The 10,547-nt window shown below is 38.3% G+C and carries 6 protein-coding genes; 4 read left to right on the top strand and 2 right to left on the bottom strand.

Annotated features, from left to right (window positions below; all coding sequences use genetic code 11):
- Positions 1–184: 184 nt before the first annotated feature.
- Positions 185–412, top strand: a complete 228-nt coding sequence (locus I215_RS15200; protein WP_008992879.1) for a YgjV family protein — start codon at positions 185–187, stop codon at positions 410–412.
- A gap of 45 nt (positions 413–457) precedes the next feature.
- On the opposite strand, the gene I215_RS15195 is transcribed toward I215_RS15200, so the two are convergent.
- Positions 458–1,141, bottom strand: coding sequence for a cell division ATP-binding protein FtsE (locus I215_RS15195; protein ID WP_008992878.1), 684 nt, complete (start codon positions 1,139–1,141; stop codon positions 458–460).
- Between the two features lie 217 nt (positions 1,142–1,358).
- Here I215_RS15195 and I215_RS15190 point away from each other — a divergent pair, with 217 nt between their 5' ends.
- Both I215_RS15190 and I215_RS15185 read left to right on the top strand, forming a co-directional pair.
- Positions 1,359–4,385: a tetratricopeptide repeat protein gene (locus I215_RS15190; protein ID WP_008992877.1), complete on the top strand. Its 3,027-nt coding sequence runs from the start codon at positions 1,359–1,361 to the stop codon at positions 4,383–4,385.
- 11 nt (positions 4,386–4,396) lie between these two features.
- Positions 4,397–6,202 (top strand): TonB-dependent receptor, encoded by a 1,806-nt coding sequence (locus I215_RS15185; protein ID WP_051009204.1) that lies wholly within the window; start codon positions 4,397–4,399, stop codon positions 6,200–6,202.
- Between the two features lie 316 nt (positions 6,203–6,518).
- Here I215_RS15185 and I215_RS15175 read toward each other — a convergent pair whose 3' ends face one another.
- Complete coding sequence (locus I215_RS15175) at positions 6,519–8,738, bottom strand: FUSC family protein (protein ID WP_008992874.1); 2,220 nt, start codon at positions 8,736–8,738, stop codon at positions 6,519–6,521.
- Between the two features lie 126 nt (positions 8,739–8,864).
- Here I215_RS15175 and I215_RS15170 point away from each other — a divergent pair, with 126 nt between their 5' ends.
- Positions 8,865–10,505 carry an amidohydrolase gene (locus I215_RS15170; RefSeq protein WP_156800301.1) on the top strand — a complete coding sequence of 547 codons (1,641 nt, stop codon included), beginning with the start codon at positions 8,865–8,867 and terminating at the stop codon, positions 10,503–10,505.
- The last annotated feature ends 42 nt before the right edge of the window (positions 10,506–10,547 follow it).

Here is a 10,547-nt window from a genome sequence, read left to right as displayed (position 1 = left end):
GCGAGTCTGCGACCCCCGAAGCCCAATCCATCGGCTCTGCCGTGGGTGGGTAGTCACTGATGAAGTACAAGAAATTGAGGATTTTCAGCGCTGCTTACTAAGCCTTCTCAATCAGCAGCTTTGTGATATTTATGGCAATAAGAAAAAGATTAACTTTAGGAGGTAATATAATTATACAGTAGCTATGGAGTTTTTAAGTACCTCACCAGTCGAACTTATTGGATATGCCGCATCTCTTGGGGTATTATTGTCCTTTTTTATGAAGAATATAAGAGCTTTAAGAATTGTAAACTCCATAGGATGCGCTTTGTTTGTCCTTTACGGAATACTTTTGCCTACCATACCTGTGGCATTAACCAATGGGGCCATCATTGCAGTTAACATGTACTATCTTTGGTCTAAAACAAAGTAAAGCCAAAAATTGAGATAGGGCTTCAGGTGAATTAGATCAGTTGGATTATACGTTTTTCTGAACCACCTCAAATACCTTGCTTCCATCACATTTCAGTGTTTTTGAAGGAAATTTGAGTAGCAAGGCATAATCATGCGTTGCCATGAGTATGGTTCGCCCGCTTTTATTAATCTCCTGTAGTACCTCCATGACCTCAACAGAGGTTTGTGGATCCAAATTCCCAGTAGGCTCATCAGCGAGTATAAGTTCAGGATCATTTAGTAAAGCTCGTGCAATCGCGACACGTTGTTGCTCCCCTCCTGAGAGTTGGTGAGGGTATTTAAATCCCTTGGTAGCCATACCAACTTTTGTTAGAACCTGATCAATTTTAGCAGCGATCTTATCTTTGTCTGTCCATCCAGTTGCCTTTAATACAAACAATAAATTGTCGTTAATGGTTCGATCAGGTAATAGCTTGAAATCCTGGAATACAATTCCTAATTTTCGTCTTAGAAAAGGAATGTCACTTTCCTTGAGCGTTCGAAGATCATAATCCACAATTGAGCCTGATCCCTGCGTTAAAGGGAGGTCACCGTAAAGTGTTTTCATAAAACTACTTTTACCACTTCCCGTTTTACCAATCAGATAGACAAATTCACCTTGCTCAATTGATAGATTAATTTCACTAAGTACTAAATTTTCTCGTTGATAAATAGCTACATCTCTTAGCTCTAGTATAAAGTCGCTCATGGGTAGTTAAAATTGATAATTTGTCGCTTTCGAATTTAAGGTTTTTACTAGACTTGAGAGTCTTATGTGCAACCCTTTTTAAATTAACCTCATCCAAAGGTAAATATAATATGTGTTTCGCTGACAGAATTTATTTCTTTAGGATAATTATAACAAAAATTCGACGTTAATAATGTAATCATCGTGTATTTTTGAATTTAGAACTAAAGATGTTTATATGTATCGACAACCTAAAGGATTTATTGTGTTCTTGTTATTGGGAAGCGCCTACCTTCACGCACAAGAATCTACGGTTTACACCCATGATGATAAGGATTATTACAAAGCTTTAGATCTTTATCATCAAAATCAGTATCAAGCCTCACAATTATTGTTTAACAAGGTTAAAGGTTCAACGGACAATCAGTCTTTGGAAGCGAGTTCCGCCTATTATGCTGCAAATGCAGCAATTCGGACCAATCAGTTAGGTGCGGATCAGTTAATGGAGGATTTTGTAACCAAGTATCCGACCTCTACAAAGCGGAGCTCAGCTTATATGGATGTGGCTGACTATTACTTTGATCAAGGAAAATATGTTGACGCCCTTCAGTGGCTAGATAGAGCAGAGGATCAGTCTAGGAGTATCAGTGAACAAGAAGAGTTCAACTTTAAAAAAGGATATGCACTATTTACCGCTAAAAAGTATGCGGCTTCAAAACAATACCTAGAACGTATTTCCAATAGTGACAAATATGGTTCGCAGGCCAAATATTACATTGGGTATATGGCCTACCAAGGAGATGATTACTCTGAGGCTACGCAGTATTTTGATCAAGTTTCAACAAATCAAGAGCTCAACTCAAAACTGTCTTATTATCAAGCAGACATGAATTTTAAGCTTGGTAAATTCGACGAGGCTATTAGCCTGGCTAAAGGACAACTCTCAAACTCAGATCCAAACGAAACATCAGAATTAAACAAAATAATAGGAGAGAGCTATTTCAATAAAGAACAGTATCAAGAAGCTATACCGTATTTAAAACAATACAAAGGTAAAAACGGAAAGTGGAACAATACTGATTTCTATCAATTGGGATATGCCTATTACAAGCAAGGTGATTATGAATCGGCTATTGGTCAGTTTAATAAAATTGTCGATGGAAACAATGCGGTGGCACAGAACGCTTACTATCATTTGGCTGAATGTTACTTAGAAACTAACAAAAAACAGCAAGCGCTTAACGCCTTTAGAAACGCCTCTCAAATGAACTTTGATCAACAGATTCAAAGTGACGCTGCGCTGAATTATGCACGACTGAGTTATGAGATCGGAAACCCATATGAGAGTGCACCAATAGTGCTAACGAATTACCTTAAGAAGTATCCAAACAGCAAGAATAAACAAGAGATTCAAGAATTGCTTGTTGATTCTTATATTACCTCTAAGGATTATGATGCCGCTCTTGAGCTATTGGAAAGCAATAAGAATTTTAGCAATAAGACTACTTATCAAAAAGTGGCTTTCTACAGAGCCTTAGAACTATTTAATCAAGGTTCCTATGATCAGGCGAAAGAATATTTTGAAAAGTCTCTAAAAGAGCAACAGGACATGCGTTTTACAGCACGTGCGTTATATTGGAAGGCTCAAGTAAATTATATTAATGAAAATTACAGTGAAGCGGTGCTTGGTTGGAAGCAATTCTCACAAAATGCCATGGCTTCACAAACTCCAGAATATAGCAATCATTTATATGATTTAGCCTATGGGTATTTCAAACTAAAGGATTACGATAGGGCAGCTACTAATTTTAAAGCCTATTTAAACAGCGACTCACAAAAGGACGCAGCACACCAAAAGGATAGTTATTTACGATTAGGAGATAGTCAGTTTGCTGCCAGTAGTTATTGGCCTGCCATGGAGGCTTATAATAAGGCTATTGAAATGGGAGGACAGGATGCCGATTACGCGCATTTTCAAAAAGCTATCAGTTACGGTTTTGTAGATCGTACTCCTAAGAAAATAGAAGAACTAGATAGTTTTATTGATCGATTTCCTAATTCTACTCTTGCAGATGATGCCTTGTATGAACTAGGGAATACCTATATCAATAATGATCAAGCGGCTAAAGGAGTGGAGGTGTACCAAAAACTATACAGGCAATATCCAATGAGTTCCTTTGTTTCAAAGGCCAAACTAAAAGAAGGATTATCGTATTATAATTCAGGTCAAAACGAAAAAGCATTGACTCAATTAAAATCGGTCACTACGCAATTTCCTAATACACCTGAGGCGCTTCAGGCAGTAGCTACTGCAAAACAAATATATGTTGATCAAGGAAATGTAGCGGCCTATGCTGAATGGGTGAAGGGTCTTGACTTTGTAAGCGTTAGTGAAAATGAACTAGAAAGTGCTTCATTTGAATCTGCAGAACGTCAATTTGTACAGAACAAGAGCAAATCGGCTATAAAAGGATTTGAAAACTACATCAGCCAATTTCCAAACGGTACTCAGGTACTAAAATCTCATTTTTATCTTGGACAATTGTATTATAAAGATGGATTGCACGACAAGGCCTTACCTCATTATCAGTATGTGGTAGATCAGAATAGGAGTGAGTTCTCTGAAGAATCCGCTGTTAGAGCAGCAGAGATCTATATGGATAAAGCAGCCTATAATAAGGCAGTTCCAATTTTAAAGACCTTAGAGAAAGTAGCAGACTTTCAGGAAAATATTATTTTCGCCCAATCCAATATTATGAAGGCTAGTTACCAGCAAAAGGATTATCCACAAACCATTTCTTATGCAGAAAAGGTGTTAGCGAATTCAAAGGTGGATGATCGTATTAAAAGTGATGCCCATGTTATGATCGCTCGATCCGCTATGGAAACGGGTAACCAGGCAAAGGCAAAAGAGGCTTATGCTGAGGTTCAAAAAATTGCTACAGGGAAACTCGCTGCAGAGGCACTTTATTATGATGCCTATTTTAAAAACAAGGATGGGGAATACGAAGCATCAAATGCCTCAGCTCAAAAACTGGCAAAAGATTATGCTTCTTATAAAGAATTTGGAGCTAAAGGGCTTGTTATCATGGCTAAGAACTTCTCTGCTATGGATGACGCTTTCCAGGCTACCTATATTCTGCAGAGTGTAATTGATAACTTTGGTCAATTCCCAGAGGTGACTCAAGAAGCACAAGTAGAGTTGGCAAAAGTTAAAGAGAAAGAAGCACAACGAAATTCATCCATTGCTCCAAGTCAAAATTAATGAAAGATTTTATGAGAGTTAACGTTTATAATACAGCAAATAAACCACGATTTTTTGGGAGCCCTAACAATGTAATATTGGGTGTCCTGGGTTTATTTTTAGCAGGGGTGTCAAGCTTGTCAGCACAAGAGAAAGACAGCACTGATTTGAAAAATAAAGAAGGAATTGGAACAGAGGTGGTAAATGTCGTAAAAGCCTATACACCGACTATTTCTGATGCCAATAAAATTCAACAAACCCCATCGCTAAGTGATTCGATCACCACAGCAACCAAAGAAATTGATTATACAATTTTCTCTGTTCCTGTTGCCTCTACTTTTACACCATCTAAAGGGAAGGCCACTGGTCTGAAAAGAGCACCGAAAGAACAACTTTATAATTCTTACCTGGCCTTGGGCGTTGGAAACTACAATACAGCTCTATTGGATTTTTATACCAGCTATGACTTTAGTAGAGATCAGCGACTTGATGTAATGCTTACCCACCACTCCTCTCAAGGAGGAATTGACCAGGTGGAGCTCGATGATAAGTTTTACAACACTGCCCTTCAAGCTCATTACAAAATGAGCGATCGTTATATGAACTGGGGGATAAAAGGAGGTTTTCAACATCAGATATATAACTGGTATGGCGTTCCTGCTGACCTATACGCTAGCCAAGAATTGGCGGCAATCGATGAAAAACAATCGTATTACACCGTTTTTATTGGTGGAGATATAGGATTTCAAGATTCCTACTTTAGTGGAGGAGAAGTTTATTATCGACGTTTTTGGGACGCCGCTAACTCAGGAGAGAATCGCGCCGTTTTAAGTCCAAAATTTGAATTCCCTATGGGAAATGAGTGGGTAAACTTAGATGTTATGGTAGATTATGTTGGAGGTGAATTTGATCGCACTTATTTTAATGGGGAAACCCCAATTAAATACAGTAATCTTATGGCTGGGGTTAGCCCGAGTTTTCAGCTCTCAGGTGATGACTACTCGGTGACACTTGGTGCCTCTATTGTTTACAATCAAGATCTGGAGAATAGTGATGGCGACTTTTTCTTTTATCCAAATGTTCACGCATCCTATGATGTAATCGATGAATTTGTAACGGTTTACGGAGGGGTAGATGGGCAGTTAAAACAAAATTCATATTATGATTTTGCACAAGAAAACCCATATGTTTCACCTACTATATTGGTTAGACCAACCGATCAGAAGTACAATGGATTTGTTGGAGTACAGGGCCGTTTTTTACCCAATGTCGGATATAACTTAAAGGGAACCTATCGCTCGGTGAGTAATGCGTATTTCTACCGTTCAAACTCCTACCATATCGGAATGGATAGCCAAATTGTAAATGACCAGGGGTATGCTTACGGAAACTCTTTTGAGGTTCTCTATGACGATGTTAGCTCAATCTCGGTTTTTGGAGAAATAAATGTAGATATCAATCGCAATTTCTCAGCTGGTGTTAACGCAGAATATATGAATTATTCCATGGATGATATCTATGAGCCATGGAACGTTCCTAATTTTAAATCCTCAGCCTTTGCTTCTTATTTCATAGGGAAATGGTCAGCAGGTGTTAAAGCATTTTATATTGGAGAGCGAGAAGACTTCATCGATAATCCAACTTGGATTAATCCTGAGCGCTACACCCTGGATGGTTATTTTGACTTAAATGCCAATGTGGGTTATGACATCACAGATCAGTGGTCGGCTTTTGTAAAAGCAAATAATATCACCGGTGGAGCCTATAACAGGTATGTTCATTACCCAGTTCAGGACTTTCAAATCCTAGCAGGTGTATCGTATAAATTTGATTTGTAATAAAGACTAAAAAACAAATCTATAATATTAGATAATAGATCACTGAGTTGATCCGTATAATTAATAATGGTGCCACTGGCGCCATTATTAATTTAAGGGGTTATGATAGAGAAATCTATGTATTTTTTCTGAAATCTGAACTTTATAATGGAAAATATTTTCCAATTGTGTGGTTATACTGGAAAATATTTAACATATTATTGTTTAAAGATGCTTTTAATGGAAAAAGTGAGCCCCTTACATTTACTAGAAATTATTTATGGATCATAGGGCTTGGGAACATCAAGCAAAATATCGCGATGGAAAAATGAAGGTCTTATAAGGAAGATTGCTCCAAATATTTTTTAATTTCTGAATGCAGGTTAACAGCTAGAGAATGCTGCCATTCGAGTTGCTGGGTGATGATTCGAACCTCTTTGAGCTGTTCTTCTACCTCAGAGGTTTCCGCAGCGTCTAATGTGGCAACAAGTTGAAGGCGCTCAAAAGTGTCGTGTAAATAGGTTTTAGCTTCCTCGAGATCCAACTCTGAATACACTGTGTTGTTTTGTTTGGTTAGTAAATTTAAACAGTGTAAGAGTTCGTTTTGAATAGCAAAACTATAGATGTCAAAATATTTTGAAGCATCTGTAGTCTTGTGTATTTGCGTATAGGTACCTAGTGAGGCCGTGGCCGATAATAGTGAGTTAAGGGTAACGACAATCTTGTAGATCCTATCCAAGTCTTTTCGCTGCTTTTTAGGTTCCTGAGTCATGCGTTGAAAACCTGCATGCAGGTTCCCCATGGCAATGAAAGTTTGTTTTCTACTTACTTTATAGGAGGTGTTTAATTCGATTTTGTTGTGATAGAATAGACGAACTTCTTCCAAATAATTTTTATTGGCATCAATGGCCTCTTCGATCATAGTTTTAATACTTTCTTTTTCCCAAGAAGGCCAAAGGAAGATATTTGCAAGACTTGCCAGTGCTGCACCAATTATGGTGTCGGTGATCCTGTACTCAATAATCTCCAATGCATTTGGAGCAATCATAGCATAGATAAACACAATGGTTAAGGTTACAAATGCAGCCGATACTTTATAATTTTGTTGTACCATGGTAATGGACAGGGTCAAAGCAATAAAAGTGATGATCATGTAGACTATCATATTGGTGGTAAGAAGCACAATACCCATGGCAACTGCCCCTCCAATAATAGTCCCTATGATCCGCTGTTTGGTTCTGTCCTTTGTTAGAACATAACCAGGACGCATGATCACGATAATTGTAAGCATAATCCAATAGGCGTTCTGTATCTCAAAATAAATTCCGATGAGATAGCCCGAAAGAACCGTAATAACTAAACGAAGACAATGTTTAAAAATAGGAGATTTTAAACTCAAGTTCTCCAGTAATAGTTTAGGACTATAATCCTGAGCGGTAATAAATTTCAGGTGATCCCGCTGGTTGATTTCACGGACATTTTTGGAATTGGTGCTCCGTAGAATAACTCTAACTGCTTTTAGTTTTTTATATTGAACCTGTATGTATTCTAACAGATACTTTAATTGTAGAACTTCGTTGTGATTCTGCGGGCTTTCACCAGAGTTTTCAAAAGTTTTTGCGGCGGTTTTAGCCTGTTTGATCAACTGCTCTATATGTGGTAATGATGACTTTTCTTCTGTTTTGTCAAAAGTGTTGTTTGCCAGGGCAAGCAGATTGTCTGCAATAGCATCCATAGCCGAAGCAATTTCAGAGGTCACGGCTTTAAACTGCTTACTACCCGAATCATAATTTTTGTACCTAAAAGGATTCGCAATTGCAAATTCATGAATGTCGATTACCTCTATAAAAAGTAATAACTGCCGCCTTTTTGAGTACATCCCACCAGAACGTTGCCTTTGATGTAATAGTATTTCCCTTAGACTCTCATGCTTTTCATTGATATCATTTTGAAAATTGAGTTGCTCTCTTAGAGAAGCTCTACGATTTGCAGGGTCAATAGCAGCTATTCTGGATTTTAAATATTTGGCAGTGAGTTCCATACACTCATTAAGTAGCACCTCACTGTATTGTCGAGTTCTAAATCCCCCAAATGAAATGGTCAATAAGATATACCATATACCACCGAGAAGTATATAAAAAGCATGTAGTAAAATCTCCATCCCAGTATGAGGCCGGGCAAAGCTAATCACAATAGTTAAAAGTCCGGAAAAAGAAATCAAGGAAGCGCGGAATCCATAAATAGCGATATACGCATTTAAAAACACCAGGATTCCGGTGGTTGTAAAAAGTAAATAACTATTGACAGCCGTATACTGAATCAAGCAAAAATTAATGATCGCTAATCCCGTCGAGCTAAGCATACCATACAAATGGTGCTTGTTATTCCCTGGGATATCACTAGCTGAAATTATTAAAACCCCACTAGCTACACTAATACCCATAGTGATGTCAAACAAATAATAACATAAAGCCACTGCACTAAAGGCCGCACTGCTAATTAGCAAGCCTTTTGTGAAGTTATACGTTTTGGAAATTTGAGCGATTTTCAGAAGCATAAAAACCTGATTGATCACTGCAAAGTTAGCTTTAAAAGTTGAATGCCTTTTAAAATAGTGGAACGTTAACCCATAGTTTTTTTCTTAATTAAGGTATCTTAGTGGTAAATAACTAAATCGACCCTAATGAAATCAAAGTGTATTCTTCAGGTTAGTACTGTATTGCTAATGATGTGTGTGTTGTTTACGAGTTGTCAAAATAAACAAAAGGCAGACTTGATTCTTTTAAATGCCAACGTATACACGGTTGATCAAAATATGGACCAGGCTGAGGCAATAGCTGTTAAGGACGGTAAGTTTTTGGCCGTTGGAACAAGTCAAAAAATAAGTAATACCTACCAGTCGGAACAGACTTTGGATCTTGAGGGTCGTTCAGTATATCCTGGTTTCATCGATGGACATTGTCATTTTTATGGCCTTGGCATGAACAGTCAACAAGCCGATCTAATGGAAACCAGTAGCTATAAAGAAATGCTCAAGCGACTTGCTGATTTTGTGGAGCAAAACCCTAGGGAATTTATTTTAGGAAGAGGCTGGGATCAAAATGACTGGGAAGATACTTCTTATCCCACAAAAAAGGGATTAGATTCCCTTTTTCCCGAAACCCCAGTTGTACTTTCTCGGATCGATGGGCATGCTTATCTGGTAAATCAGAAAGCACTAGATTTAGCCGGTATTACTTATGAGACGAAAGTCACTGGAGGAGAAATTGTGCTAAAAGATGGTGAGCCAACAGGGGTGCTAATCGACAACCCTATGGAGATGGTCAAAAATATAATTCCACACCCAGACAGGGCTACCATGGTCAAAGCGCTGTTAGATGCTCAAGAGCAATGTTTTCAATATGGTCTCACTACCGTGAATGACGCTGGGCTGTCAAAAGAAGTGATTTTGTTAATTGATAGCTTGCAACAAGCAGGTAGTTTAGATATCCGCCTTTATGCTATGATTAATAACACCCCTAGTGATTTGGATTACTTTTTAGATCGGGGAGTGATAAAAACCAATAAATTGCATGTGCAATCGGTAAAGGCTTATGCTGATGGAGCCCTAGGATCTAGAGGAGCGGCACTAAAAGCGCCTTATAGCGATCAGCACAATCATTTTGGAGCACTGATTACACCTGTATCTGAAATTCAAAAATTAGCAGAGCGCTTAGCACAGACAGATTATCAACTCAACACGCATGCCATAGGTGATTCTGCTAATGTGGTGGTTTTAAAAGCATACCAGAAAGCCTTAGAAGGTAAACAGAATAAACGCTGGAAGGTGGAGCATGCCCAAGTAATAGACCAAGAAGATTTTCATTATTTCTCCGATAACATCATTCCTTCGGTTCAACCGACCCATGCAACAAGCGATATGTATTGGGCAGAAGAGCGCTTGGGGTCAGAGCGTATAGAGGGCGCCTATGCCTATAAACAGCTATTAGATCACGCTGGACGAATTGTCTTAGGAACGGACTTTCCAGTGGAATACGTAAGTCCATTTTTGACTTTCTATGCTGCCACTGCGCGTAAGGATGTCAAAGGATATCCTGAGCCGGGATTTCAAGTAGAGCAAGCACTAAGCAGAGAAGAAACATTAAAAGGAATGACTATTTGGGCAGCCTATTCAAATTTCGAAGAAGACGAAAAGGGTAGTATTGAGGTTGGCAAGTGGGCCGATTTTGTGATACTTGATAAAGATATTATGACCATTCCATTAGAAGAAATACCAGCGCTTAAAGCGCATAAAACCTTTGTTGCGGGTAAACAAGTATACTAACCGATTAAACTAAGTGAACTTACCCATCTACGCTAATGCGAT

It is taken from the genome of Galbibacter marinus, from assembly GCF_000300875.1.
Classification (GTDB): domain Bacteria; phylum Bacteroidota; class Bacteroidia; order Flavobacteriales; family Flavobacteriaceae; genus Galbibacter; species Galbibacter marinus.
Note: the sequence above shows the minus strand (reverse complement) of the source record. Positions and strands in the feature narration are given on the sequence as shown.

Excerpts from the sequence above, each read along its gene's own strand:
- I215_RS15200 (WP_008992879.1), top strand. The coding sequence starts at position 185 with ATGGAGTTTTTAAGTACCTCACCAGTCGAACTTATTGGATATGCCGCA.
- I215_RS15195 (WP_008992878.1), bottom strand. The coding sequence starts at position 1,141 with ATGAGCGACTTTATACTAGAGCTAAGAGATGTAGCTATTTATCAACGA.
- I215_RS15190 (WP_008992877.1), top strand. The coding sequence starts at position 1,359 with ATGTATCGACAACCTAAAGGATTTATTGTGTTCTTGTTATTGGGAAGC.
- I215_RS15185 (WP_051009204.1), top strand. The coding sequence starts at position 4,397 with ATGAGAGTTAACGTTTATAATACAGCAAATAAACCACGATTTTTTGGG.
- I215_RS15175 (WP_008992874.1), bottom strand. The coding sequence starts at position 8,738 with ATGCTTCTGAAAATCGCTCAAATTTCCAAAACGTATAACTTCACAAAA.
- I215_RS15170 (WP_156800301.1), top strand. The coding sequence starts at position 8,865 with ATGAAATCAAAGTGTATTCTTCAGGTTAGTACTGTATTGCTAATGATG.